Annotated in this window: 27 protein-coding genes; 1 reads left to right on the plus strand and 26 read right to left on the minus strand. The window is 37.3% G+C overall.

Features of this window, described 5'->3' with window-relative positions; translation table 11 throughout:
* Positions 1 to 58 precede the first annotated feature (58 nt).
* The 21 genes from AC1DKZ_RS00900 to AC1DKZ_RS01000 form a co-directional block, all read right to left on the minus strand.
* Entirely contained in the window at positions 59 to 832 is a 774-nt protein-coding gene (locus AC1DKZ_RS00900) for a ribonuclease HII (RefSeq protein ID WP_113936796.1), read from the minus strand.
* 55 nt (positions 833 to 887) lie between these two features.
* Positions 888 to 1778 carry a ribosome biogenesis GTPase YlqF gene (ylqF, locus tag AC1DKZ_RS00905; RefSeq protein ID WP_002128821.1) on the minus strand — a complete coding sequence of 297 codons (891 nt, stop codon included), beginning with the start codon at positions 1776 to 1778 and terminating at the stop codon, positions 888 to 890.
* Positions 1779 to 1798: 20 nt separating this feature from the next.
* Positions 1799 to 2350 carry a signal peptidase I gene (gene lepB, locus AC1DKZ_RS00910; RefSeq protein ID WP_002066791.1) on the minus strand — a complete coding sequence of 184 codons (552 nt, stop codon included), beginning with the start codon at positions 2348 to 2350 and terminating at the stop codon, positions 1799 to 1801.
* A 100-nt stretch (positions 2351 to 2450) separates the two neighbouring features.
* Entirely contained in the window at positions 2451 to 2795 is a 345-nt protein-coding gene (rplS, locus tag AC1DKZ_RS00915; RefSeq protein WP_002014524.1) for a 50S ribosomal protein L19, read from the minus strand.
* A 146-nt stretch (positions 2796 to 2941) separates the two neighbouring features.
* Positions 2942 to 3676: a tRNA (guanosine(37)-N1)-methyltransferase TrmD gene (gene trmD / locus AC1DKZ_RS00920; RefSeq protein ID WP_002014522.1), complete on the minus strand. Its 735-nt coding sequence runs from the start codon at positions 3674 to 3676 to the stop codon at positions 2942 to 2944.
* Positions 3676 to 4191, minus strand: a complete 516-nt coding sequence (gene rimM, locus AC1DKZ_RS00925; RefSeq protein ID WP_002014521.1) for a ribosome maturation factor RimM — start codon at positions 4189 to 4191, stop codon at positions 3676 to 3678. The genes trmD and rimM overlap by 1 nt, the downstream gene beginning before the upstream one ends.
* 121 nt (positions 4192 to 4312) lie before the next feature.
* Positions 4313 to 4540 (minus strand): KH domain-containing protein, encoded by a 228-nt coding sequence (locus AC1DKZ_RS00930; RefSeq protein WP_002088196.1) that lies wholly within the window; start codon positions 4538 to 4540, stop codon positions 4313 to 4315.
* 14 nt (positions 4541 to 4554) lie between these two features.
* Positions 4555 to 4827: a 30S ribosomal protein S16 gene (gene rpsP / locus AC1DKZ_RS00935; protein WP_000268750.1), complete on the minus strand. Its 273-nt coding sequence runs from the start codon at positions 4825 to 4827 to the stop codon at positions 4555 to 4557.
* A gap of 100 nt (positions 4828 to 4927) precedes the next feature.
* Positions 4928 to 6277, minus strand: a complete 1350-nt coding sequence (ffh, locus tag AC1DKZ_RS00940; protein WP_002014519.1) for a signal recognition particle protein — start codon at positions 6275 to 6277, stop codon at positions 4928 to 4930.
* Positions 6278 to 6289: 12 nt separating this feature from the next.
* Positions 6290 to 6622: a putative DNA-binding protein gene (locus AC1DKZ_RS00945; RefSeq protein ID WP_002033794.1), complete on the minus strand. Its 333-nt coding sequence runs from the start codon at positions 6620 to 6622 to the stop codon at positions 6290 to 6292.
* Between the two features lie 132 nt (positions 6623 to 6754).
* Positions 6755 to 7744: a signal recognition particle-docking protein FtsY gene (gene ftsY, locus AC1DKZ_RS00950; protein WP_002088200.1), complete on the minus strand. Its 990-nt coding sequence runs from the start codon at positions 7742 to 7744 to the stop codon at positions 6755 to 6757.
* A 14-nt stretch (positions 7745 to 7758) separates the two neighbouring features.
* Positions 7759 to 11328: a chromosome segregation protein SMC gene (smc, locus tag AC1DKZ_RS00955; RefSeq protein ID WP_476995544.1), complete on the minus strand. Its 3570-nt coding sequence runs from the start codon at positions 11326 to 11328 to the stop codon at positions 7759 to 7761.
* Between the two features lie 148 nt (positions 11329 to 11476).
* A complete protein-coding gene (gene rncS / locus AC1DKZ_RS00960) occupies positions 11477 to 12214 on the minus strand; it encodes a ribonuclease III (RefSeq protein ID WP_002033792.1) in 738 nt (245 codons plus the stop codon).
* A 58-nt stretch (positions 12215 to 12272) separates the two neighbouring features.
* A complete protein-coding gene (acpP, locus tag AC1DKZ_RS00965; protein WP_002014515.1) occupies positions 12273 to 12506 on the minus strand; it encodes an acyl carrier protein in 234 nt (77 codons plus the stop codon).
* A gap of 69 nt (positions 12507 to 12575) precedes the next feature.
* Positions 12576 to 13316, minus strand: coding sequence for a 3-oxoacyl-[acyl-carrier-protein] reductase (fabG, locus tag AC1DKZ_RS00970; protein ID WP_476995545.1), 741 nt, complete (start codon positions 13314 to 13316; stop codon positions 12576 to 12578).
* Complete coding sequence (gene fabD, locus AC1DKZ_RS00975; protein ID WP_476995546.1) at positions 13316 to 14260, minus strand: ACP S-malonyltransferase; 945 nt, start codon at positions 14258 to 14260, stop codon at positions 13316 to 13318. The genes fabG and fabD overlap by 1 nt, the downstream gene beginning before the upstream one ends.
* 14 nt (positions 14261 to 14274) lie before the next feature.
* Positions 14275 to 15267: a phosphate acyltransferase PlsX gene (plsX, locus tag AC1DKZ_RS00980; protein ID WP_002128828.1), complete on the minus strand. Its 993-nt coding sequence runs from the start codon at positions 15265 to 15267 to the stop codon at positions 14275 to 14277.
* Positions 15264 to 15857 carry a transcription factor FapR gene (gene fapR / locus AC1DKZ_RS00985; protein ID WP_000747354.1) on the minus strand — a complete coding sequence of 198 codons (594 nt, stop codon included), beginning with the start codon at positions 15855 to 15857 and terminating at the stop codon, positions 15264 to 15266. The genes plsX and fapR overlap by 4 nt, the downstream gene beginning before the upstream one ends.
* An 88-nt stretch (positions 15858 to 15945) precedes the next feature.
* Entirely contained in the window at positions 15946 to 17994 is a 2049-nt protein-coding gene (gene recG, locus AC1DKZ_RS00990; RefSeq protein WP_002014510.1) for an ATP-dependent DNA helicase RecG, read from the minus strand.
* A gap of 424 nt (positions 17995 to 18418) precedes the next feature.
* Positions 18419 to 20095 carry a DAK2 domain-containing protein gene (locus AC1DKZ_RS00995; RefSeq protein WP_002066784.1) on the minus strand — a complete coding sequence of 559 codons (1677 nt, stop codon included), beginning with the start codon at positions 20093 to 20095 and terminating at the stop codon, positions 18419 to 18421.
* Positions 20096 to 20117: 22 nt separating this feature from the next.
* The gene (locus tag AC1DKZ_RS01000; RefSeq protein ID WP_002014507.1) at positions 20118 to 20480 is read right to left on the minus strand and encodes an Asp23/Gls24 family envelope stress response protein; all 363 of its coding nucleotides are present in this window, start codon (positions 20478 to 20480) and stop codon (positions 20118 to 20120) included.
* A 378-nt stretch (positions 20481 to 20858) separates the two neighbouring features.
* Here AC1DKZ_RS01000 and rpmB point away from each other — a divergent pair, with 378 nt between their 5' ends.
* Positions 20859 to 21047 (plus strand): 50S ribosomal protein L28, encoded by a 189-nt coding sequence (gene rpmB, locus AC1DKZ_RS01005; protein WP_000124776.1) that lies wholly within the window; start codon positions 20859 to 20861, stop codon positions 21045 to 21047.
* A 73-nt stretch (positions 21048 to 21120) separates the two neighbouring features.
* Here rpmB and spoVM read toward each other — a convergent pair whose 3' ends face one another.
* The 5 genes from spoVM to pknB all read right to left on the minus strand — a co-directional run bounded on the left by spoVM (position 21121) and on the right by pknB (position 25821).
* The gene (gene spoVM / locus AC1DKZ_RS01010; RefSeq protein ID WP_001213599.1) at positions 21121 to 21201 is read right to left on the minus strand and encodes a stage V sporulation protein SpoVM; all 81 of its coding nucleotides are present in this window, start codon (positions 21199 to 21201) and stop codon (positions 21121 to 21123) included.
* A 66-nt stretch (positions 21202 to 21267) separates the two neighbouring features.
* Positions 21268 to 21948, minus strand: coding sequence for a thiamine diphosphokinase (locus AC1DKZ_RS01015; protein WP_002014506.1), 681 nt, complete (start codon positions 21946 to 21948; stop codon positions 21268 to 21270).
* Between the two features lie 100 nt (positions 21949 to 22048).
* Positions 22049 to 22693 carry a ribulose-phosphate 3-epimerase gene (gene rpe, locus AC1DKZ_RS01020; protein ID WP_002014505.1) on the minus strand — a complete coding sequence of 215 codons (645 nt, stop codon included), beginning with the start codon at positions 22691 to 22693 and terminating at the stop codon, positions 22049 to 22051.
* 2 nt (positions 22694 to 22695) lie between these two features.
* Complete coding sequence (gene rsgA / locus AC1DKZ_RS01025) at positions 22696 to 23577, minus strand: ribosome small subunit-dependent GTPase A (protein ID WP_002014503.1); 882 nt, start codon at positions 23575 to 23577, stop codon at positions 22696 to 22698.
* A 270-nt stretch (positions 23578 to 23847) separates the two neighbouring features.
* Positions 23848 to 25821 carry a Stk1 family PASTA domain-containing Ser/Thr kinase gene (gene pknB / locus AC1DKZ_RS01030; RefSeq protein ID WP_476995547.1) on the minus strand — a complete coding sequence of 658 codons (1974 nt, stop codon included), beginning with the start codon at positions 25819 to 25821 and terminating at the stop codon, positions 23848 to 23850.
* Positions 25822 to 25824: the final 3 nt, after the last annotated feature.

Raw genomic sequence — 25824 nt, forward strand, 5'->3', positions numbered from 1 at the left:
TTTTCGAAAATAATAATGTTTATATACCAAAATAAAAAATAAGCTGTGAATATACAGCTTATTTTTGAATCATATCTTTAATTGGCGCGAATGATTTTCGATGTTCCTCTAATACTCCATGTGCTTCAATTGCTTCTAAATGCTGTTTCGTCCCATATCCCATATGTTGTTCAAATCCATATGCAGGATACTTTCCTCCTAACTCTTTCATCATGCGATCTCTCGTCACTTTCGCAATAATAGATGCAGCTGAAATAGAGACACTTTTCGCATCACCTTTAATGATTGATGTTTGCGGAATTGATGTAGGAAGCTTCATCGCATCGATTAATAAATATTCTGGTGTACATGATAAATTAGCAACGGCATCTAACATCGCTTGCTTCGTCGCTTGATAAATATTTATTTCATCAATAACTTGTGGTGATATAATTCCAACTCCAATCGCAATTGCATGCTCTTTAATTTCATCATAAAAACGCTCACGTTTCGCTTCACTTAATTTTTTCGAGTCATTTAATCCTGGAATATAAAAATCTTCCGGAAGGACGACAGCCGCCGTCACAACCGGTCCTGCTAACGGCCCACGACCCACTTCATCAATACCAGCAATGTATGTGAGCCCTTTTTCACGTAACTCATTTTCGTACTTTGACATTTCTAGAAATTTTTCTCTTTCTTTTTGCGCTAACTCTTTTTGTTTATACCACTTCAAAATTAGTTTTTGAACACCTTTTCGCTCATCTTTCACTAACATTTGAAAACGCTCGTCTTCTTCATTCATAATTTCTTGCAGCAAACATTCCGCTTCATGAATAGTCATTTTTTGCATCTATTTACACTCCTTTTAAGCGTAACCAAAAAGAAAAGACGTACAAACGCACGTCTTATACTTCTTCTACTTTTTCTGCATCTTCTACCTGCTCTGCAAACTCTTCTGGTGTTTCAAATGTCATTTTTCCAAATCTTCCACCACGAAGCTCACGAAGTATAAGCTCAGATGTTTTATCATAATCAATCATTCCGCCGCCCATTAAGCAACCTCTATTTTTTCCAATTGCATCAAATAACTCCACAATTTCTTCTGGAATGTCATTTAAATTATATCGCTCTTTTAAACGTTCTGGATAATGTTTTTCCATAAAACGTAACGCATAAATAGCTACATCCTGTAGATTTAATATAGAATCTTTAATTGCACCAGTCGTCGCTAAACGAAGACCAACTAATTCATCTTCAAATTTAGGCCACAAAATACCTGGTGTATCTAATAATTCCATTTCTTTCCCAACTTTAATCCACTGCTGGGCCGTTGTCACACCAGGACGATCTCCTGTTTTTGCTATATTCTTCTTCGCTAATTTATTAATTAGTGTAGATTTACCAACGTTTGGAATACCTACAATTAAAGCACGAATTGCTCTTGGTCTAATGCCTTTAGCAACCATTTTATCGAATTTTTCTTTGACAAGAACTTTACAAGCTGCTGCAATTTCTTTCATACCTTGTCCAGCTTGCGCATTAATTGAAATTGCCTTTTGACCTCTTTCATCAAAATATGCAATCCACTGCTTTGTAAGACGATCATCCGCCATATCCGCTTTATTTAAAACAACAAGCCTTGGTTTATGTGTAATAATTTCATCAATCATTGGATTACGAGAAGATAAAGGTAATCGAGCATCTACAAGCTCAATTACAACATCAATTAATTTTAATTTTTCTGTTACTTGGCGTCTAGCCTTTGCCATATGTCCTGGGAACCATTGAATTACCATGTTGCCACCTTCTTTTTCTTTTATTTCACAATACGTGCATCTTTTAACGGCCAATATAGCATATTTGCTTTACCAATCACTTGGTCCATTGAAATTGTACCAATCGAACGGCTATCTTTACTAAAACGACGATTATCGCCTAAAACAAATAATTGACCTTCTGGAACAGTTTTCTTTCCTGTCATTTCTTCAAGAGTAAAATCATATGTAAGCGGTCCGTCAGCAAGTTGTTTTTTCTGCTTATCTAAATACGGCTCCTCATAAGGTTTCCCGTTAACATATAGTTTATCATTACGGTATTCGATTTCGTCGCCTGGCAGGCCAATAATACGCTTAATATAATCTTTTTCTTCCGTCGCTCGGAATACAATAATATCAAAGCGTTTTGGATCACCTATGTGATAGCCAATTTTATTAACAATCATTCGATCACGGTCATGTAAAGTCGGCGACATCGATACACCGTCTACGAGAATTGGGGCAAAGAAAAACTGTCTAATTACGCCCGCTAATACAACAGCAATCAAAATTGCTTTGATCCATTCCCAAAGTGAGCTCTTCTCTTTCTTCATGCTTTCCCCTCCACTGTTATGTAAGCTGCTCGTATTATACCAAAATTTCATATAGATTGGAAAAAGGGAGCTTGTGTATTTACAAGCTCCCATACATGTCTTATCGAATTTCTTTAATACGTGCTTTTTTACCGCGAAGGTTACGTAAGTAGTATAACTTAGCACGACGTACTTTACCACGGCGAAGTACTTCGATGTTCGCGATTCTTGGCGTGTGAACTGGGAATGTACGCTCAACACCTACACCGTAAGAAATCTTACGAACTGTGAATGTTTCACTGATTCCGCCACCACGACGTTTAATTACAACACCTTCGAAAAGCTGAATTCTTTCACGAGTTCCCTCAACTACTTTTACGTGTACACGTAAAGTGTCTCCAGGACGGAATGAAGGAAGGTCAGTTTTCAATTGGCCTTTTGTGATTTCTGTGATTAATTGTTGCATATTAAATTCTCTCCTTTAAACAGATGCTCTTATAAAGTCTTATTAAATTACAGCGGAACATCGTTAATACGGCTACTGATTTCAGTAGCACAAATGTTATAATAGCATATTGCTAGGACTGTTGCAATAGAAAATATATCAAGCCCTTATCGGTCTTCTTTAATCTGTTCCAGCCATTTCTCTTCTTGCTTAGATAATTCTCGTTCTTCCAGTAAATCCGGTCTACGTGTGTACGTACGACGTAGTGACTCTTTATGGCGCCATTCATCAATGTTTTTATGATTTCCTGACATTAGTACATCCGGTACCTTCATACCACGAAAATCAGCAGGACGTGTATAATGTGGGTGTTCTAACAAACCTGTGCTAAAAGAGTCTTCCACTTGTGACGTTTGATTCCCAAGCACTCCTGGCAAAAGACGTACAACACTGTCAGTGACTACCATAGAAGCCAATTCTCCACCCGTTAATACGTAATCCCCAATAGAAATCTCATCTGTTACAAGATGCTCACGAATTCGTTCATCGTATCCTTCATAATGGCCACATACAAAAATAACATGCTCTTCTCCAGCAAGCTCTTCTGCCTTCTTCTGCGTGAAACGCTCTCCTTGTGGACACATTAAGACGATTCTCGGCTTACGGTCTGTTTCCTTCGTTAACTCTTCTACTGCGTCAAAGATAGGCTGTGGGGTTAATACCATACCAGCGCCCCCACCATACGGATAATCATCTACACTATTATGCTTACTAGTTGTATACTCACGAAAATTGACAACACGAAGCTCTACCGCTTCTTTTTCTTGTGCTTTCTTTAAAATTGAAGAACCAAATACACCCGTAAACATATCTGGAAACAATGTTAAAATGTCAATTTTCATTATAGTAGCCCTTCCATTACATGAATGGTTACTAATTTATTTTCAATGTTAACTTGAAGTACAACGTCATCAATATAAGGAATTAACAAATCTTGACCCTTTGGACGTTTAATCACCCAAACGTCATTCGCACCAGGAGATAGAATCTCTTTGATTGTCCCTAACGCTTCTCCTTCTTCCGTTACAACGTTGCAACCAATAATTTCATGGTAGTAGTATTCACCTTCAGCTAGTTCGCCTAACTGCTCTTCTGGTACTTTTATTAAAGAACCTTTTAACTTCTCTACTTCATCTACATTGTTGTATCCTTCAAGTGTTAATAAATCAAATGTCTTATGTTGACGATGAGAAGTTACCTTCACTGTAAGATAGTCTGTACCTTTCTCATCCCATATGTATAACGTGTTCCCTACTTTATATCGCTCTTCTGGAAAATCAGTACGAGAAATAACACGAATTTCTCCTTTTACGCCATGAGTATTTACAATTTTCCCTACATTAAACCATTTTGTCATAAATAGTATGTCACCCCTGGTTTCTATATAAATTAAGCATTTCCATTTTATATATGGAACATGCAATTTCTCTTTAAATGTTAAAAAAGGGAGAGGAAATAACTCCTCGCCCTTTTTACGTTTATTGAATTTCCAGTGTGACGTTCTCATCATTATGATGTCCCACTGAATACAAGAGCATTCTAATCGCTTTCGCAACTTTCCCTTGCTTTCCAATGACTTTTCCAACATCCTCAGGATGTACAGTTAATCGATACTTTATTTCTCCGTTGCAAAGTTCCTGYGTAACTTTTACATCTCCAGGATGATCCACAAGAGGTTTAACAATTGTCTCGACTAACATTTTCATTGTCATTGCCTCAATTACTTACCTTGTTTAGATAAGTGGAATTTCTCCATGATACCTTGGTTAGAGAAAAGGTTACGAACTGTATCAGATGGTTTAGCACCATTTCCTAACCATTTTAATGCTGCTTCTTCGTTGATCTTAACTTCCGCTGGTTGAGCAACCGGATTGTAAGTACCGATTTCCTCAATGAAACGTCCGTCACGAGGAGAACGAGAATCTGCAACAACTACACGATAGAAAGGAGTTTTTTTAGCTCCCATACGTTTTAAACGAATTTTAACTGCCATTTATAAAGCACCTCCGAATTTATTTCACACAGATAATTATATTAGCAAAAAGACTATTGCTTTGTAAAGTATTTTTTCTTAACAGAGCCATCTTTTTTCCTTACATGAATGGAAACTTCAATCCACCTAGTCCTTTTTTCTTACCTTTTTGCATTCCCGTCATCGTCTTCATCATTTTTTTCATATCATCAAATTGCTTGATTAGACGATTGATTTCTTGTACCGTTGTACCGCTACCTTTGGCAATGCGCTTTTTACGACTAGCATTGATTATTTCCGGTTGTTCTCGTTCTACTTTAGTCATAGAACGAATAATTGCCTCAATATGCCCAATTTGTTTTTCATCAACTTGTGCATTTTTCAGCCCTTTAATTTTATTTGCACCAGGAAGCATTCCTAACAATTCGTCAAGCGGTCCAAGTTGACGCACTTGTCCAAGTTGTTCTAGGAAATCGTCAAGCGTAAACGAAAGCGTACGCATTTTTTGCTCAAGTTCTTTTGCTTTCTCTTCATCAACTGTAGCTTGCGCTTTTTCAATTAATGTTAAGACGTCGCCCATCCCTAAAATACGGGATGCCATACGTTCTGGATGGAACGCTTCAATTGCATCTAGTTTTTCACCCATACCAGCAAATTTAATTGGTGTATTTGTTACAGCCTTAATAGATAATGCCGCACCACCGCGCGTATCACCATCTAATTTCGTTAATACAACACCTGTTAATCCTAACTGTTCATGGAAACTTTGTGCTACATTTACCGCGTCTTGTCCTGTCATCGCATCGACAACAAGGAAAATTTCATCCGGTTTCGCAACTTCTTTGACTTTCGCTAATTCACCCATTAGTTCTTCATCAATATGCAGGCGACCCGCTGTATCGATTAAAACGTAATCGTGATGATCTTCTTTTGCTTTCGCAATCGCTTGTTTCGCAATTTCAACCGGACTTACTTGATCTCCTAAGGAGAAAACAGGCATGTCCAATTGCTTCCCTAATGTTTCAAGCTGTTTAATCGCTGCTGGACGGTAAATATCCGCTGCAACAAGCATCGGTTTACGATTATGCTTTTTACGAAGCAAATTTGCAAGCTTACCTGTCGTCGTTGTTTTACCCGCACCTTGCAGACCAACCATCATTATAACAGTAGGTGGCTTATTAGCAACAGCAATTTTGCTTTGCTCTCCGCCCATAAGTTCTGTAAGTTCTTCCTGTACGATTTTAATTACTTGTTGTCCAGGTGTCAAACTTTTCATTACATCTTGTCCGACAGCACGCTCAGACACACGCTTTATAAAATCTTTTACTACTTTAAAGTTAACATCCGCTTCTAAAAGAGCTAGACGAACTTCTCTCATCATTTCTTTTACATCGGCTTCAGAAACTTTTCCTTTGCCGCGGATTTTTTGCATTGTCTGTTGAAGTCGGTCGGCTAATCCTTCAAATGCCATATTGCCGCCCTCCTAATCTAATTTTTCGATAGCTTCAACAACTTGTTTCATTTCTTCATTCACATGCTCTTCTTCGCTGAGTAGCTGTTTTAGCTTTGCAACAAGTCGCTGTCGCTCTTGAAACTTTTGAAGTAATACTAATTTATCTTCATATTCTTCAAGCATCGCTTCAGTCCGTTTAATGTTATCATACACGGCTTGGCGACTTACATCAAATTCTTCCGCAATTTCACCAAGAGATAAATCATCTAGATAATAAAGCGACATATAACTTCTTTGTTTTTGCGTTAACAACGATTGATAAAAATCAAATAAATAGTTCATTCTCGTTGTTTTCTCGAGCATGTTGGATCATCCTTTGTTAAGTGATTTCCCTTTACATGACTTAGTTTACATGGAGTATAAAAGAGTGTCAAGTTTTTTTCTTAACATCACATATTTTTATAAAAAAAGAAGCGGAAATACCGCTTCTTTCACTTACACTTCTTCTGTTTCTACTACGTTCGCAAACAAACCATAAACATATTGTTCTGGATCAAACTGTTGCAGATCATCCATTTGCTCTCCTAGCCCAACAAATTTCACCGGAACATCCATTTCGTTACGAATCGCTAAGACGATACCACCTTTAGCAGTTCCATCTAACTTCGTTAAAACAATACCAGTAACATTCGTTGCTTCACGGAATGTTTTCGCTTGGCTTAAACCATTTTGCCCTGTTGTTGCATCAATAACAAGTAATACTTCATGAGGAGCCCCTGGTACTTCACGCTCAATTACACGCTTCACTTTCTCTAACTCATTCATTAAGTTTACTTTATTTTGTAAGCGTCCCGCTGTATCACATAGCAATACATCCACTTTACGGGCCTTTGCCGCTTGTACAGCATCATACATAACAGCCGCTGGATCAGATCCTGACCCTTGCTTAATTACTTCTACACCAACACGATCGCCCCATACTTCTAATTGCTCAATCGCCCCAGCACGGAATGTATCTCCTGCCGCCAATAGGACAGACTTACCTTCTGATTTAAATTTATGTGCAAGCTTACCAATCGTCGTCGTTTTCCCCACACCATTCACACCAACAAATAAAACTACTGTTAATTGATCCTCTTGTATATTAACTTCATTACTAAAATCGCTGTCACCTTTGTAAATGCCCACTAGCTTTTCAGAAATAACAGCCTGTACTTCTTTCGGATCTTGAATGTTACGACGTTGCACTTCTTCTTTCAACTGATCAATTAATTCCATCACTGTCGAAACTCCAACATCCGCACTAATTAAAATTTCTTCTAATTCTTCAAAGAAATCTTCGTCTATTTTGCGGTAACGGTACACTAAGTCATTTACTTTATCAGCAAATGAATTTCTCGTTTTTTCTAATCCTTGTTTAAACTTCTCTGTTACCGTATCCGTTTGTTTTGAAATTTTTTCTTTTAATTTTTTTAAAAAGCTCATACTTCCCATCCTTCCTATCTACTTGCAACAAGTTCTTCGCCATCATCTAAACGAACAGAAACAAGCTTCGACACCCCTGATTCTTGCATTGTTACACCGTACAATACATCAGACTCTTCCATTGTACCTTTTCGGTGTGTAATTACAATAAACTGCGTTTCATCACTAAATTTCTTTAAATACTGCGCAAAACGAGCAACGTTTGCCTCATCAAGAGCTGCTTCCACTTCATCTAGAACACAGAATGGAACTGGGCGTACTTTTAAAATACCAAATAAGAGCGCAATTGCCGTTAAAGCACGCTCTCCCCCTGAAAGTAAACCTAAATTTTGTAATTTCTTCCCTGGTGGTTGCGCTACAATATCAATACCCGTATTTAGTAAATCTTCTGGGTTTGTCATTACTAAATCCGCTCTTCCACCTCCGAATAATTCAGAGAATACAGATTGAAACTCTGTTCGAATCCCTTCGAACGTAGTAGAAAAGCGTTTTTTCATCTCTTCATCCATTTCCGTAATAAGTTGATGCAATGTCGATTTCGCTTCTTCTAGGTCATCTCTTTGCTCTAATAAGAATGTATGGCGCTCTGCTACACGTTCATACTCATCAATTGCCCCTAAATTTACTGCGCCTAACTCTTCAATGGATAGTTTAATTAGTTTCACCTTTTTACGTGCATCTTCTGCAGGCATCATCATTGTATACTTAAGTTTTGCTGCTTCAAATGAAATAGTATATGTTTCACGTAAATGTTGCAATCTATTTTCCAGCTCTACATCAAGTCGGTTAATTTTCACTTCTTGATCTTTCAGCATCTCAAGAATATATTTATGTTTACCTATTGTTTCTTTCACACCGCGCTCTAAATGCTCGACTCTTTCTTGCAATGATACGCGTTGTTCACGACGAGAACGAATTAAATCCGAAGTTTGATTACGATCATACGCTTTCTTCTCAATCATATTCGTAATTTGTTCTTCGCCACTTGAATTAGATGTCATCTCTTGCTTTAAGAACGCTAAATCTTCTTTCGTTTTTACAAGCGTCGCATCAGTCTCTTCTTTTTCCTTCGTCAATCGTTCGACTTTTTCTTTTTGATTAGACAATCGTTGTTGTTGTTCAGCAGCTTGTACTTTTAGCTCCGTCATTTCCTTCTGAACTTTTTCTTTTGAAGAATATTGTTCACTTTTTTGTTTCGTTAAAATGACGATTTTACTATCTAATTCCCCAATCTCAGCTTGAAGAGTCGCTAAAATCTTTTCTAACTCTTCTTTGCGCCCTTGCATTTTTACTTGATCTTGTAAAAATCCTTCAATCTCTAAATCGTAAATCGATAAACGATCATTAATACGATGTTCATCTAATTCTAAACGATTAATTTCTTCTCTTAGCTTCTGTTCATCTACACGTTCGGTCTCTACACCTTGGCGTAGCTCTCGTATTTGTACTTCTTTTTCTTGAATCTCTTGCTTTACTGCTTTAACAAAGTTTTCTAGCTTTGTTGTTTTTTCTTCCATGTCAGTTAGTTTTTTAGTCCATTCTTCAAGTTCACGTTGACGTCCCAATAAAGAGGATTTCGCCTGTTTTACAGCTCCACCCGTCATAGAACCACCCGGGTTCACTACGTCACCTTCGAGTGTTACAATACGATAGCGGTATTGCAGTTGTTTCGCTAACTCATTTGCTCCGCGTAAATCTTTCGCAACAACAACTGTACCTAATAAACTTGAAACTACATTCTCATATTTATTATTGTACTGCACAAGTTCTGCCGCTACACCGACAAACGATGGATGCTGATTCACAATGCGTAATTGATCAAATGATAGCGATCGGCTTTTAATAACAGCTTGAGGTAAAAACGTTGCACGGCCATGTTTATTTTGCTTTAAAAATGCAATTGCATTACGAGCATGCTCTTCTGTTTGTACTACGATATGTTGCATCGCTGCCCCAAGGGCGATTTCCATTGCGATTTCATATTCTTTCGGCACAGTCAGAAGTTCCGCAACAGCTCCCTCAATACCTTGTAGTCTATTTTCTCTAGCCTTTAATACTTCACGTACCCCTTGATAGAAGCCAGAGTAGTCCTCTTGCATCTCTTCTAACATTTCTTTCCGAGAGCGCGCCTGTTGCACAAATTGATACGCTTGATACAGTTTCGTTTCATTTTCACTATACTGTGACTTACATTTCCTAAGTGCCGTTTCTGTCTTCTGTATGTTAGAAATAATGCCAGCTATTTTCTCTCTCGCTTGCTCATAACTGTCTACAAGTTTCGCCTTTTTCGCTGTAATTTCCACACGCATCTGTACATACTTTTCATTTTCTTCATCAAGTCGTTCGTTTTTAGAGTTTTGCTGTTTTGATTGTTCTTCAATCATAGATAATTCATTACGAAGACTTGCTTGTTGATTTAAAAGTTCAATATAGTCACCTTTTAAATTCTCAATTTGTTCCTCTAAATTCTCAGCAAAAGTCGCAAGTAATTGCTCGTTATCATGCAATTTCTTCTCCAATTCTTTTACTTGATTCACAAATTGCATTAAAGCTTCTGTACTTGTTTCAATTTCGCCATCATAACTTGTAGTTTTCTCTGTTAACTCAACAATTAGCTTTTCAAGCTGCGCACAATGTGTCGTTGCATTTTGCTTTCTTTCCTTTAACAGCTCGCGTTGCCCTTCTAGTTTTTCTAGTTCTTTACTAGACAGAAGTAGAACTTCTTGTAAGGAATTTACAGATTCATCAACGGCTTGTAATTGCCCGCGTAATTCCTCAAGCTCTTCTTCACTTTTTTGTAAGTTCGCCGACATTTTAGCTTCTTCATCTTTATTATGCCCAAATTGATTTCGAAGTGCTTCCCACTTTTCATGTAATTCTTCAATTTCATGTACAATAAGCGCAGCTTCTACTTTCTCTAATTCTTCTTTTTTCTCAAGATAATCTTTCGCAATAGAAGCTTGTCTTTCTAGTGGTTCTACTTGACTACTTAATTCGTGAATAATATCTTGTACACGATTTAAGTTTTCTTGTGTTTCCGCCAATTTCCCTTCAGCTTTCTTTTTACGAAGTTTATATTTCAGCACACCCGCAGCTTCTTCAAATACACCACGACGTTCTTCTGATTTACTACTCAAAATCTCTTCGACTTTCCCCTGGCTAATAATCGAAAAAGCTTCCCTTCCCATACCAGAGTCCATAAATAAATCAATAATATCTTTTAATCTACAAGATTGTTTATTAATATAAAAATCACTATCACCCGAACGAGATACACGACGCGTTACACACACCTCGTTATACTCAATCGGTAAGCGTTGGTCTTCATTATTTAAAGTTAATGTAACTTCAGCAACATTAACCGCTCTTCTCGTATCACTGCCGGCAAAAATAATATCCTCCATCTTTGCACCGCGTAATGACTTTGCAGATTGTTCACCAAGTACCCAGCGAATTGCATCAGTAATATTACTTTTCCCGCTCCCGTTAGGTCCTACTACAGAAGTTACCCCTGGAACAAAATCGACAGATACACGCTCAGCAAAAGACTTAAATCCTGCTATTTCTAATCTTTTTAAAAACACGAAAGGCCTTCCTCCTATTCTCCGTTGTTGTAAACGTTGTCTGTACGAAAACAAACTACTATACGGATTTCCCACTCCTTTTATTTATAAATAAAAGGAAAGTTTCATTCTATGCATAAGGAATCCCCCTCATTCAAAGGGGGATTCCTCATGATTGTTCTTTTAATTTTTTCAATGCTTCTGCAGCAGCTTGTTGCTCTGCCTCTTTTTTTGACTTACCACTTCCAAGACCTAATGCCTCATTATTTAAAGTTACACGGGACACAAATTCTCGGTTGTGGGCCGGTCCTTTTTCTTGCAAAATTTGATACTCAACATTGCCACTACCATCACGCTGAATCAATTCTTGCAATTGACTCTTATAATCCATCACATGAGAAAAAGCACCTTCATTAATTTTTGGATATACAACTTCTTTTAAGTATCCCCAAACTGTTTCTAGCCCTTGATCAAGATAAAGGGCACCAATAAACGCTTCAAAGACATCCGCTAATAAAGCTGGTCGTTCACGTCCACCCGTCATTTCCTCACCTTTCCCTAATAAAACAAGGCTACCAAATGACATTTCGTTTGCAAAACGAACAAGAGATGGCTCACATACAATAGCTGCACGTAGTTTTGTTAACTCTCCTTCGCTCATTGTCGGATATTTTTGAAACAGATACTGTGATACAGTGAGTTCCAATACAGCATCGCCAAGAAACTCAAGACGCTCATTGTCCTCATGCGGTTTTTTTCGATGCTCATTCACATACGATGAATGCGTAAACGCTTGAATCAATAATTTTTCATCTGTAAACGTAATACCTATCTCTTCTTGAAATACTTTAAAAGCTTCACGATATTTTGCTTCGTATTTTTTTTCTCTATGTTTTCGGTACGGCATAGGTCCCTCCAGATATAAGCCGAGAAGCCCCGTTAAAAAACGGGACTTCACTTAAGCATTATAGATGACTCTCTATGTAAGTCACAGCATCGCCAACAGTAGCAATCTTTTCAGCATCTTCATCAGAAATTTCCATTTCGAATTCATCTTCTAATTGCATTACAAGTTCTACTACATCTAGGGAGTCTGCGCCTAAATCTTCTTTGAAGCTTGCAGCTGGTACTACTTCAGTTTCTTCTACTCCTAAACGATCAACGACAATTTTGGTTACACGCTCTAAAACATCTGCCATTCTATTCACCTCCCCTCAAATATTATATAAAATATTGTCCAAAAAAACTAGGTGAAATCGATTCTTTTATTACATTACCATACCGCCATCAACATTTAACGTTTGACCTGTAACATATTTACTTTGATCAGAAGCAAAAAACGTTACAGTATTTGCGATATCTTGTGCTTCTCCAAACTGAGCTGCAGGAATTAATTTTAACATTTCGGCTTTTATATTTTCATCTAATACATCCGTCATATCAGTCGCAATAAACCCTGGAGCAATTGCATTTACAGTAATATTCCGGCTCGCTAATTCTTTTGCTGATGTTTTTGTTAATCCAATTACACCAGCTTTAGCAGCAACATAATTTGCTTGTCCTGGGTTTCCTGTTACACCAACAACAGAAGCGATATTAATAATACGTCCATGACGTTGACGCATCATATAGCGCGATACTGCTTTCGTACATAAGAAAACACCTTTTAAGTTTGTATTAATAACTGTATCCCATTCTTCTTCTTTCATACGCATTAATAAATTATCTTTTGTTACACCAGCGTTATTTACAAGAATATCAACTTGTCCAAACGTATCTACAGTTTGTTTCACCATTGCAGTAACATCATCAGCATTTGCAACATCTGCTCTTACTGCAATGGCATCTGAACCTAATTTCTTTATTTCATCAACTACTTCATTCGCCTTTCGCTCATTACCAGCATAATTTACTACAACATTTGCCCCTTGTTTCGCTAAATCAATAGCAATCGCACGACCAATCCCACGTGAAGCACCAGTTACTAATGCTACTTTCCCTTTTAACATCAGCTTTCTCCTCTCAAATTTGAAATAGTATCTTTTAATGTCTCTTCATCATATACCGCATATGCTTTCACTGAAGAATCAATCGACTTCATAAGACCAGCAAGTACTTTTCCAGGTCCGATTTCAATAAATGTATCTACCCCTTGATTCACCATATACTCAATAGATGGGTACCATAATACAGGCGAATAGAGCTGTTCAATTAGCTTTGCTTGAATATCTGTACCACGCGTAATAACATCTGCCGTAACATTTGCAATAACAGGAATATTCGTGTCTTGAATTGTAATTTCATTTAAAACACTTTGGAATTTCTCAGCAGCTGGTTTCATAAGCGAGGAATGAAACGGTCCACTTACTTTGAGCGGAATTGCTCTTTTAGCACCATTTTCTTTCGCTCTTTGAGAAGCAAGCTCTACTCCTTGCTTTGTTCCAGAAATAACAATTTGCTTCGTACTATTCATATTAGCAATTTGTACTGCATATCCTTCACTTGTTACTTCTTCTGTAACTCGTTTCAGCATATCCGGATCCGCACCTAAAATAGCTGCCATTGCACCTTCCCCGCCTGGAACAGCTTCTTCCATATATTCCCCGCGTTTCCTTACAGCATATACAGCGTCTTCGAATGTTATTGCACCAGCAGCTACAAGAGCGCTATATTCACCTAAACTATGTCCTGCGACAAAATCAGGTGTAATATCATACTCCTTCAAAGCTGTTAAAATTGCAAAGCTCGTTGTTAATAGTGCCGGCTGCGCATTTGTCGTTAATGTTAACTTTTCTTGCGGTCCTTCAAAAATCACTTCTGAAAGAGAATCATGCAAAACCTCATCCGCTTTTGCAAACACTTTCGCAACCTCTTTATTATTCTCCGCTAACTGTCTACCCATTCCAACTGCCTGTGAACCTTGGCCCGGAAAAAGAAATGCTATTTTTCCCATTTCAAATCCTCCTCTTATTGAAGCGGCTCCTTCTCCATTACACTTGAAATTGTAGGAATTACTTCTTTCGCTACCATTTCTCTCGTTTGACGAATCGCACTAAATATCGATTGGTCATTAGAAGAACCGTGAGCCTTAATGACAGGAGCTTTCAATCCAAACAACGCCGCTCCCCCATACTCCGAATAATCCATTTTATCTTTCAATACCATAAGTTTTGGTTTTAATACCGCTGCTGCTAATTTGCTCGTAAACGAACTCATTAATTGTTCTTTTAACATAGAGAATAACGCAAGTGCTGTTCCTTCTAATGATTTTAGCGCTACATTACCCGTAAAACCATCACATACAACAACGTCTGCTACACCTTGCAATAAATCTCTTGATTCAACGTTTCCAACGAAATTAATTGGTGCATCCTTGAGCATAGCAAAGACTTGTTTTGAAAGCTCGTTTCCTTTACCATCCTCTGTTCCAACGTTTAAAAGTCCAACGCGTGGATTTTTAATTCCTCTTACCTTCTCTGCGTAAACAGAGCCCATTACTGCATATTGATATAAATGAATTGGTTTTGCATCAACGTTGGCTCCAACATCTAACATAACAAAACCTTCTCCATCAACAGTTGGCATTGTAGGTGATAAAGCTGGTCGTTCAATTCCTTCCATACGACCAACAACAAACAATCCAGCTGCCATCAAAGCTCCTGTACTACCTGCTGATATACAAGCATCCGCTACGCCGTCTTTTACTTGCTGCGCCGCTAGTACCATTGAAGCTTGTTTTTTTCGACGAACCGCTCTTACTGGTTCGTCTGTCGATTCAATTTTTTCGTCCGTATGAAGTATAGTAATTCGCTCTTCACTCGTTAAATATTGACGAATTCCCTCTTCTTTCCCTACTAACGTAATATGTAAATCTGAGTATTCCTTAATAGCTTTCATTGCTCCTAATACTACAGCCTTTGGTGCATGATCGCCGCCCATTGCATCTATTGCGATTTTCATAAGTTGTTACCTTCCTCACTATAATTACTAGATCGATACATTTCAAAAGTGCCTGTAAAGACAAGTTCTTCTCCAACAAAACTACGCACTTTGACAACCGTCCGTCCTTTATCATTCTCTACATCTTCAACACGTACTTTTGCAACAACACGCTCTCCTAATTTTACAGGACGAATATATCGAATGGTGGACTTTGCAGTTAAAGCTAATTCTTCATCAATAACCGCAACAGCTAGTGAGTTTGCTTGTGCAAACAAATGATGCCCACGAGCAATTTGATTTCTTTTAAATACATGCTCTACCTTTACTTCAAAGATAGAAATCGCATGTCTATCTAATTCTATATCAATAATTTCTCCGACAACCTCTTCTAACGGTAAAGATTTCACATCTTCTTCATGTTGTTTTGTAGCCACATGCTTAATTCGTTCTCTTAATTCAGGAATAGATAATTCCATACGATCAAGACGAACAGTTTGTATGCTCACTTGAAATTTTTCCGCTAAATCTTCATCCGTTATAAAAGGATTCGTTTCTATTGTTTGTTGTAATAATTCTTGTCTTTCTTTTTTACTTCTTCTTTTTTTCATACCGCACCATCCATTTTTATGACTAGGTACTAAAAGTAGTATATAATCATTAAAAGTAGAATGCAACAAAAACTTTTGCAGACTACTTTTAATCGAGCTTCTCTCCCTGGAACACACCTGTCCCATCAAGATAAGTACGCAGCGAAGCATACTGATCATTATGCCAAAACGCTTCTGAATCAACTAGTATCGCTGCATCTTGTCTTGCTGTTTCTAACGCCCGATAATCATGTACCATATCAGCAACCTTAAATTCTGGTAGACCACTTTGCTTACTTCCAAAGAAATCCCCAGGACCTCGTAACTCTAAATCTTTTTCTGACAATACAAATCCATCATTTGTTTCAGTCATAATGCGCATTCTTTCTTTTCCCGTTTCTGATTTCGGGTCCGCAATTAATAAACAATATGATTGTTCACTACCACGCCCAACACGCCCCCTCAGCTGATGGAGCTGTGATAAACCGAAACGTTCCGCGTCATAAATAACCATAACAGTCGCATTTGGTACATTCACGCCTACTTCAACAACTGTTGTCGACACAAGAATTTGCACTTTATTTTCACTAAACTGTCCCATTATCTCTTCTTTTTCTTGAGATGATAGTCTCCCATGCATTAATCCAACTTGGCATTTCCCTTGATAATGATGAGTCAGCATACTATGTAAGTCGATAGCATTTTGTACATCAAGCTTCTCAGACTCTTCAATAAGAGGGCAAATAACATATGCCTGTCTTCCTTTTTTTATCTCTTTCTCCACAAAGCCGAGGACACGATCTAACATATCATGTTTTGCCCAGTACGTTTCGATTACCTTTCTACCAGCTGGCATTTCGTCGATAATAGAAACGTCCATCTCTCCAAATGCAGTGATAGCTAACGTACGCGGGATTGGGGTCGCCGTCATAAACAATACATCTGGACTTTCACCTTTCTCACGTAAAACCCGGCGCTGCGCCACACCAAATCGATGCTGTTCATCGGTAATAACGAGACCTAACCTATGAAATATAACTTCGTCTTGAATTAAAGCGTGCGTTCCAACAAGGATGTCTACTTCTCCCTGTTCTAATCTCGACAAAATTTCTCGACGTCTCGCACCTTTAACAGAACTTGTTAGCAATTCAACCTTCATACCGAAATGTGAAAACGTCTCCGCGAGCGACTGATAATGTTGCTCGGCTAAAATTTCTGTAGGAACCATCAAAGCACCTTGATAATGAGCCAATTTCGCCGCATAAAGAGCAATCGCAGCAACAACTGTTTTCCCAGAACCTACATCCCCTTGCAATAATCGATTCATTCGGTAAGGAGATATCATATCTTTCATTATTTCATCTACAACCCGGCGTTGTGCGCCAGTTAATGGAAACGGAAGCGCATCAGTAAACTCTTGCAATTCTACTAATGAAATTTCCTTTTTCGTCCCTTTCGAGTTTTCCCTTTCCATTTTCCGTAATGTTTGCATTTTCAACTGAAACAAGAAAAACTCCTCATATACAAAACGGCGACGCGCTTGCTTTAAGTCTTCCTGTCCCACTGGAAAATGTAACCCTCTGAGCGCTTCATAGCGTGATAATAATTTATATCGACTTAACAAACCATCTGGTAACACTTCGACTATAGAATCTCCATACTCCTTAAATGCTTGTGCAACAAACCGGCGCATCTGTTTTACTGTCAGTTTTCCTTTCACTGAATATACAGGTTCTACTTCTTGTTGTCGTACAACCGGTCCAAAATTCAGTTCTGATACAGCAATTGTTTGGCGATGCTGATCCCATTTACCAGTAATCGTTACCGTTTCATCTAAATTTAACTTTTGTTTATAGTATGGTCTATTAAAACATACAGCTGTAATTAAATAACGACCGACGAGAACACGAACTGTAAGACGTGACTTCTTCTTCCCATAATATTGCAGTAAAGGAGCACTATGAACTTTCCCTTCAACCGTTACACGCTCGTCATGCTTTACTTCAGCAAGATCTTTCATCGCATAGTCTTCATAGCGGTACGGAAAATGTTCTAATAGATGAGAAACTGTATAAATTCCCATCTCGTGTAACAACTCAGATGTTTCTCCTCCGATTCCCTTTACATCCGTAACAGGAACTTGTACAACTTCATTCAAGATTCTCACGCTCCGTCACATTATTTTCTTTGATTCATTCTATTGATTATCCATTATTATCATTGACATCTGTAATCGCTCTCTTTCACCTTATATATTCTATCATAGGCATTCTAAGAGAAACTACTCCAATCCCTCTATATAAAGTGAAACTATAATCAGTGGGCGTTTACGGGCAGTTAATCTCCCACTTAACTTCTTTGCTTCAGCCGAATATAGGGGGTGGAAGTTTTACTGCCCACAAATAGCGGGATAAAACAAAGTTGTACAATACGTAAGAAAAGAGCCTCACTATTAGCAGCAAGGCTCTTTTCTATCATCAATATGCTAGCCTTTTGAATAAAAACTAGTAGTAAACCTCATATCACTATTTCTTATCCATTAGCAAGTAAGTAACCCATTTATTTTCAAATCGAATCTTTTCTTATTCTACAGAGAAGATGAAAGAATACACCGGTTGGTTCCCTGCATGTACTTCTACTTCTGCATCTTCAAAGTTCTCTTCTACAAACGCAACTAATTTAGCCACTTCTTCATCTGTTGCATCTTCACCTTGTAGAATCGTTACGATTTCAGAATCTTCATCAATTAGCGCTTCTAGTAATTGCTTTGCAGCTCCTACTTTCTCAGCATTTGTAGATACAATTTTCCCATCTGCAATACACATGAAATCATCTTTTTGAATCGCTACACCGTCAATTTCCGTATCACGAACAGCATACGTAATCTGACCTGTTTTCACATGAGCTAAAGCTTCTTTCATGTTTTCTTCATTCTCTTCTAGCGTTCCAACTGGATTAAATGCTAACATTGCAGCCATACCTTGAGGAACTGTTTTTGAACGAATAACAATAACTTCTTGTTCTACAACTGACGCTGCTTGTTCTGCTGCCATCACGATATTCCCGTTATTTGGTAAGATGATGATTTTTTCAGCATTCGCCTCTTCAATCGCCTTCACAATATCCTCCGTACTCGGATTCATCGTTTGGCCACCTTCGATAACTTTCGTTGCACCAATGCTCTCAAATAGAGTTTTAATACCCGATCCCATAGCTACAGTTACAATACCATACGGTTGTTTCTCTATTGGCTGATTCGTTTGTTCAGGTACCATGGTAGGTTCATCTAATAAAGCAGTATGCTGTTCACGCATATTTTCTACTTTGATCTTAATTAGACTACCGTAACGTTGTCCATAGTTCATAGGATCTCCAGGATGTTCCGCATGAATATGAACCTTTACAACCTCATCATCCGATACAACAAGTAGTGAATCTCCGTACACACTAATATCTTCACGGAATTTTTGTTCAGAGAAATTATGTTCCTTCATTTTTCCAGGCTCTAATTTCACCATGAACTCCGTACAATATCCATACTTAATATCTTCTGTACTCAATTGGCTTTGTACACTACGGTGATGTTCTGCACGTACCATGTCATTCATAGATGGTTGTGCAGGCATATTAGAAGAAATCGTTTCTCCTTTTAAGTCAGCTAAAAATCCTTCATATACAACAACAAGACCTTTACCACCGCTATCTACAACGCCAACTTGTTTTAATACAGGTAATAAATCTGGCGTACGATTTAACGATGCGTTTGCTTCTTTTACAACGTCTTCCATAAACAAAACAAAGTCGCGCTGTTTTTTCGCAACTGTCACTGCATATTTACCCGTTTCTCTTGCAACCGTTAAAATCGTTCCTTCAATTGGTTTCATAACCGCTTTGTAAGCTGCCTCTACTCCAGCTTCTAAAGCTGCAGCAAAATCAACTGTCGTTAATTCTTCTTTTTGTTCAATGGATTTAGAGAAACCACGGAATAACTGAGATAAAATAACCCCAGAGTTACCACGAGCTCCCATTAATAATCCTTTGGCTAAACTTACACCGACTTTACCAGCATGCTGCGAAGGATTTGCTTTCACTTCACGTGCGCCTGAAGTCATTGATAAGTTCATGTTTGTACCGGTATCGCCATCTGGAACTGGGAATACGTTTAATGCATCAACAAGCTGAACATTATTTGTTAAATTATTGGCTCCTTGAATGATCATTTGTGATAAACGTTTTCCATCAATTTTTTGAATTGACACAGATTTTCCTCCTTAATGCACATTACAAGTTTATTACTTTAACTCCTTGTACGTAGATGTTTACAGAATCTACTGCTAGTCCTACAGTTTGATCTAATGTATATTTCACTTTAGTCTGCACGTTATGTGCTACTTCTGAAATTTTCGTACCATAGCTCACAATAATATACATATCAATATGTACTTCATCTTCATTTTTACGAACAATAACGCCTCTAGTGAAGTTTTCTTTTCGTAAAATTTCTGTTAATCCATCTTTTAACTGATTTTTTGATGCCATACCTACGATACCGTAGCAATCTACTGCGGCACCTCCAGCAATTGTTGCAATTACATCTGTACTAATATCAATTTGACCGTACTTCGTTTTAATTTCAATTGACATCTCGTTTCCCCCTTCATAAATGGTGAAAGTGAGCTAGACTACTTTAGTTACTATCATATAATCTTTTTAAAGAAAATTCCATCGTTCTTTCTTTTTCACTCTCATATTTTATGTTTTAAATTACATTTTTTTATGATGAGCAAAATAGTCCATTGTTATTATACAACATGTACCACTATAATATGTCAAGCAATTTTTCTTGATTTCACCTTTTCTTCATTGACATATAGTGTCAAGTATTTTTTCTTGATTTCTTTTTCCTACGGTGTTGCATTCTCTTTTTAGTTGTGTTAAATTATAGTAGTGTTTTTAGCATCGCATAAAAGACTAATATTGAAAAATTACGTATGTTACGGTAGTTAAGGGAGGGAAATATAAATGGCTCGTGTTTGTGCTATCACTGGAAGAAAAGCTCGTTCTGGTAACTCTCGTTCTCACGCAATGAACGCTACAAAACGTAAATGGGGCGCTAACCTTCAAAAAGTTCGCGTACGCATCGACGGAAAAGTTCAACGTGTTTACGTTTCTGCTAGAGCATTAAAATCTGGCAAAATCGAACGTGTTTAATAATAAAAAAAAGAGCCGCTAGGCTCTTTTTTTATTATACCATTGGAAAAAGCACCGGTAATAGGTGCTTTTTTTAGTCTTTTTTGAAGGTATTTAACATCGCACGAACAATTCCACCAAGAAATTTAGGTAACTTAATTGTATAAAATCTCATGGTTTCCCTCCTAATCCCCATTACTCCACTTGTTCACTATATGATGCAAGGAGCAAAATTGTTTCTTCAATCAGTGCTTCTTATCATCATTAATATGCCAGAAGTGAATGAAAAAGTACCTTTTTCCTCAACGAGTTCATTACTAATACAAAGTGTCGATCCCCACTCTATTGTTTTATTAGTAAGGGGATACTTAAAACCGTGAAGTGTAATACCTTCTACCCTTTCAGTAACTGGTACAAATGATACGTATGGAAAATGTTCGTTTCCTTCAATTATATACATACCAAACTTTTTCACCATTATTTCATTTTTATTGTCCACAATACACATTTCTATATTTACTTCTAATCCCTTTAAAAGCATCTGAATATTTGCTAAACCATGATCAAGTCTTCCACCAGTAGCACCAAAAATACGAATTAATTTTGGTTTCTGTTCTAAAGCCCAGCTAATTGCAATTTCTAAATCTGTTTGATCTTTTTCTCGCGGGACGATATGTAATTCATTTGTTTGCTGCCTCATCCATGCTAATTCCTCATCAGTAACTGAATCATAATCCCCAAACGCAACAGCCGGAGTGATTCCTCTTTTCAACAAACGGTACACTCCTCTATCAACGGCCGCCCAAACTACTTCTTCATTTTCATACCGCGAAAAATCTGCGCAGTATTCTGCAGGTCCTCCCGCTAAAATATGAATAATCATTTTTCCTTCCCCTTCTATTGTAAAAAGGCAATCTGCCATTCGGTAGATTGCCTTTCTCCTTATTTGCCACTCTAACATGTATAAATAGTGAAGTCTTAATGAACTAGAAGCTTCACTAGGATAAAGGTTCGTTCATTCTTTATCCGCGAATTACACGAATTGCTTCACCGCGGTCTTTTTGATTGTATACTGCTGATCCCGCTACAAGAACATTCGCTCCTGCTTCAATACAAAGTCTTGCCGTTTCAGCATTGACACCACCATCAACTTCAATTTCCACTTCTAGATTTCGCTCTTTAACCATTTCTGCAACTTGTTTGATTTTCGGTAATACAGAATGAATAAACTTCTGCCCGCCAAATCCAGGATTTACTGTCATAAGTAATACCATGTCTATATCTTCTAATACATGCTCAATCGTTGAAACTGGAGTATGCGGATTTAATACAACCCCTGCTTTAATGTCATGAGATTTAATTAACTGAATTGTACGATGTAAATGAGGACACGCTTCTACATGAACAGTAATAATATCCGCTCCCGCTTTTGCGAAAGTTGGGATATAGTTATCAGGATTTTCAATCATTAAATGTACATCTAACGGTAATGATGTAATAGGACGGATTGCTTCTACAATTAATGGTCCAATCGTAATATTTGGTACGAAATGCCCATCCATTACATCGACGTGAATGTAGTCAGCTCCGCCTTTTTCTACATCTTTAATCTCTTCCCCTAATCTTGAAAAATCTGCTGATAAAATCGATGGTGCAATTTTAATCATGACTAATACCTCGGCTTTCTCTCTCTAATTTCTTCTACGAATTGTTTGTAATTCTTATAACGATATTCGGTAATCTTTCCTTCTTCAACCGCAGCTTTCACCGCACATTTCGGTTCAGCAAGGTGTGTACACCCTCTAAATTTACAGTATTGGCTCGCTTCTTTCAACTCTGGAAAACAATATGTAAGATCTTCTACCTCTATATCTATGAAATCAAGCGAACTAAAACCAGGTGTATCCGCAACAAGTCCGCTTCCAACTGTAATTAATTCTACATGTCTTGTCGTATGCTTTCCACGTCCTAAATGTGAAGAAATATCATTAGTTTTCAATTCTAAATCTGGACGTAATACGTTTAGCATTGAAGATTTCCCAACACCAGATTGGCCTGCAACGACGGAAATACAACCTTCTAAGAATGGTTTCAGAATATCAATACTTTCCGATGTATTTATAGAAGTAAACAACACATCATAACCCATTTCACGATAATCATTTGCATAAGATTCAACAGTTTCTCTCATTTTTTCATCTACTAAATCCATCTTACTAATACAAATAATTGGTTTAATGTTATGATATTCAATTAATACTAAAAATCGATCTAACAGTCCTGGATTAAAATCTGGTTCTACCGCAGAGAAAACAAGAATAGCTTGATCAACATTAGCAATAGGAGGTCTAACAAGTTCATTTTTCCGATCAAATACTTCTAACACATAACCTTCATTCGGATTATCCGCTTGAAAAACAACTTGGTCTCCTACAAGTGGCGTAATTTTATTCTTTCTAAATACACCACGCCCACGACATTGTGTAATCCCTTCCTCATTCTGCACATAATAAAACCCACTTAGAGCTTTTACAATTTTTCCTTCTGGCATATAATTCTCCTTTATTTTGTATAAAATGAAACTGCAATTAAATATGAATAGACTAGCGTTCTTTAAACAATTAGTTCAAATCCCACCAAATATATATCCAGGTTCATATATTTAATCTACCATCAAATTTGAAATATTATTTACAACAGTATCACTTTTACAGCTTTTTGAATCATATATTTTTGCCTGTTATACAGTCCACGATGTAGACAGCATAACAGGCAAGAGTAATAAATTCTATCTTCTATATAAGGACGATGGAATTCACTATTATTGAGCTGGATATGGTACTTCCTTGTCCATAATCGTTACTCCATCTCGGACAATTTTATAGTGTCCCTTTGCACCTTCTTGAATTACAAATTCTAAAGAAATAATCGCTGACTCAGTAATTGTTCTCGTTTCAACTGGTTTATCCATTTTTTGCTGCATATCTTCTTTATAAATTTCTATTGTTTGCGGCTTTTTCTCACCTGTTGCAGAAGCTTCATATGGGATAGAAATGTTATCCACTTTTACCGTTTTCGTCACTTTAGGCTTCGGACCATCTGAGATAACAATCGATACTTTATCTCCTTCTTTTAAAGGTGTCCCAGGCTTTGGTAACTGTGAAATAACAAGACCTTTATCAACCTTATCTGAATACTCTCTTTTTATATCAGAAACAAGCTTTCTTTCATTTAAATAACCTTTTACACTATTTTCAGTCCATCCTGAAAAATCACCTGGTCTTATTTGATAAGGTCCTTTACTTACCCAAATTTTCAGTTCTTGTTCTGTCTCTATAACCATTTGATCAGGCGTTGGTATTTGCTCTACAATTTCACCTTTCGGCTTATCATTTTCAATATAATTTATTGTAACTTGTTTATATTTTTCTTCTAACTCAGCTCTTATACTCTCGAAATCTTTTCCTGTCAAATCACGCATCTTACTTTTCTTTTTCCCACCTGATTGATAGATAGTAATTTTAGAGTTTTCTTTCACTACTCTTCCTGCTATAGGATCTGTTTTTATCACTTTTCCGGCTTCAACATCATCTGTATATACAAGATTAGGTTCAGTAACTTCAAAACCTTTTTCAACTAATGTATTTACAGCTGTCGTATATTTCATACCAGCCACATCAGGAACCTTCACATCTTTCGGAATAAAGAAGCCTGGAATAACAGTAAGTGCTAATGTTATCCCTATCGCTAAAAGTAAAAATGTTGTAATTAAAACTTTCAGCCATTTATTATTTCGCTTTTTCTTCTTACCTGATTTGGTCTCTTCTTTTCTTACTTGTTCATCCACTTTACTTCCTTTTAATACAATCGTTTCATCACTTACATTTTGAAATAGTTGTTCTTGTTGAATAATTGGAATCGCTTTCGTTGCTTCCATATCTTCTGGTATGTAAAATGGTTGTTCATTTATTCGTTCTGGGTATAGTGCTGTTTCAATATCTCGTTTCATCGCGTTAGCAGATTGATATCGATGGAACGGATCTTTCGCAGTTGCCTTTAATATAATATTTTCAACACTTTGTGGAATATTTTCATTCCATCTTTTTGGAGATGGCATTTCATTTTGTAAATGTTTTAACGCAATTGCAACAGCAGATTCACCAGAAAACGGTTGTCTTCCTGTTAACAATTCAAACATAACAATCCCAAGTGAATAAATATCTGATTGTTTATTCGCTATACCGCCGCGCGCTTGTTCTGGTGATAAATAATGCACCGAACCGAGCACCGAATTTGTATGTGTAATCGTTGCTGCACTTGTAGCTGTCGCAATTCCAAAGTCTGTTACTTTGACCACTCCGTCATCTCGAATCAAAATATTGTGCGGTTTAATATCACGATGTACAATCTCAAAATGATGGGCGTGTGCCATAGCGGACGTTAACTGCTCCATTATATCAAGAGCCTCTCCTATCGGTAACATCCCTCGATCAATTATGTATTGCTTCAATGTTCGTCCAGGTACATATTCCATTACAAGATAATATATATCATCCTCTTCCCCAACATCATACATATTCACAATATTTGGATGCGACAACGTTGTAACAGATTGCGCTTCTCGATGGAAACGTTTAATAAACTCTTCATTATTTGAATAGTCGAGTCTTAATATTTTTACCGCTACATCTCGGCCGAGTATATCATCATGAGCTAAATATACATTGGCCATTCCTCCACCGCCAATCATTTTCAGCAGCTTATAACGGTCATTTAAGCGTTTTCCAATCAGCACGTT

Source organism: Bacillus sp. 05T21 (assembly GCF_056396785.1).

Coding starts and splice junctions, on each gene's coding strand:
- rpsP (WP_000268750.1), bottom strand. CDS start 4,827: ATGGCAGTTAAAATTCGTTTAAAACGTATGGGAGCTAAAAAAACTCCT.
- ftsY (WP_002088200.1), bottom strand. CDS start 7,744: ATGAGCTTTTTAAAAAAATTAAAAGAAAAAATTTCAAAACAAACGGAT.
- fabG (WP_476995545.1), bottom strand. CDS start 13,316: ATGTTAAAAGGGAAAGTAGCATTAGTAACTGGTGCTTCACGTGGGATT.
- rpe (WP_002014505.1), bottom strand. CDS start 22,693: ATGATTAAAATTGCACCATCGATTTTATCAGCAGATTTTTCAAGATTA.
- ylqF (WP_002128821.1), bottom strand. CDS start 1,778: ATGGTAATTCAATGGTTCCCAGGACATATGGCAAAGGCTAGACGCCAA.
- rsgA (WP_002014503.1), bottom strand. CDS start 23,577: ATGCCAGAAGGAAAAATTGTAAAAGCTCTAAGTGGGTTTTATTATGTG.
- AC1DKZ_RS00900 (WP_113936796.1), bottom strand. CDS start 832: ATGCAAAAAATGACTATTCATGAAGCGGAATGTTTGCTGCAAGAAATT.
- spoVM (WP_001213599.1), bottom strand. CDS start 21,201: ATGAGATTTTATACAATTAAGTTACCTAAATTTCTTGGTGGAATTGTT.
- rplS (WP_002014524.1), bottom strand. CDS start 2,795: ATGCAACAATTAATCACAGAAATCACAAAAGGCCAATTGAAAACTGAC.
- trmD (WP_002014522.1), bottom strand. CDS start 3,676: ATGAAAATTGACATTTTAACATTGTTTCCAGATATGTTTACGGGTGTA.
- ffh (WP_002014519.1), bottom strand. CDS start 6,277: ATGGCATTTGAAGGATTAGCCGACCGACTTCAACAGACAATGCAAAAA.
- fapR (WP_000747354.1), bottom strand. CDS start 15,857: ATGAAAAAAAGAAGAAGTAAAAAAGAAAGACAAGAATTATTACAACAA.
- rncS (WP_002033792.1), bottom strand. CDS start 12,214: ATGCCGTACCGAAAACATAGAGAAAAAAAATACGAAGCAAAATATCGT.
- AC1DKZ_RS01000 (WP_002014507.1), bottom strand. CDS start 20,480: ATGTCAATTGAAATTAAAACGAAGTACGGTCAAATTGATATTAGTACA.
- AC1DKZ_RS00945 (WP_002033794.1), bottom strand. CDS start 6,622: ATGCTCGAGAAAACAACGAGAATGAACTATTTATTTGATTTTTATCAA.
- rpmB (WP_000124776.1), top strand. CDS start 20,859: ATGGCTCGTGTTTGTGCTATCACTGGAAGAAAAGCTCGTTCTGGTAAC.
- rimM (WP_002014521.1), bottom strand. CDS start 4,191: ATGACAAAATGGTTTAATGTAGGGAAAATTGTAAATACTCATGGCGTA.
- acpP (WP_002014515.1), bottom strand. CDS start 12,506: ATGGCAGATGTTTTAGAGCGTGTAACCAAAATTGTCGTTGATCGTTTA.
- lepB (WP_002066791.1), bottom strand. CDS start 2,350: ATGAAGAAAGAGAAGAGCTCACTTTGGGAATGGATCAAAGCAATTTTG.
- plsX (WP_002128828.1), bottom strand. CDS start 15,267: ATGAAAATCGCAATAGATGCAATGGGCGGCGATCATGCACCAAAGGCT.
- fabD (WP_476995546.1), bottom strand. CDS start 14,260: ATGGGAAAAATAGCATTTCTTTTTCCGGGCCAAGGTTCACAGGCAGTT.
- AC1DKZ_RS01015 (WP_002014506.1), bottom strand. CDS start 21,948: ATGGCAGATTGCCTTTTTACAATAGAAGGGGAAGGAAAAATGATTATT.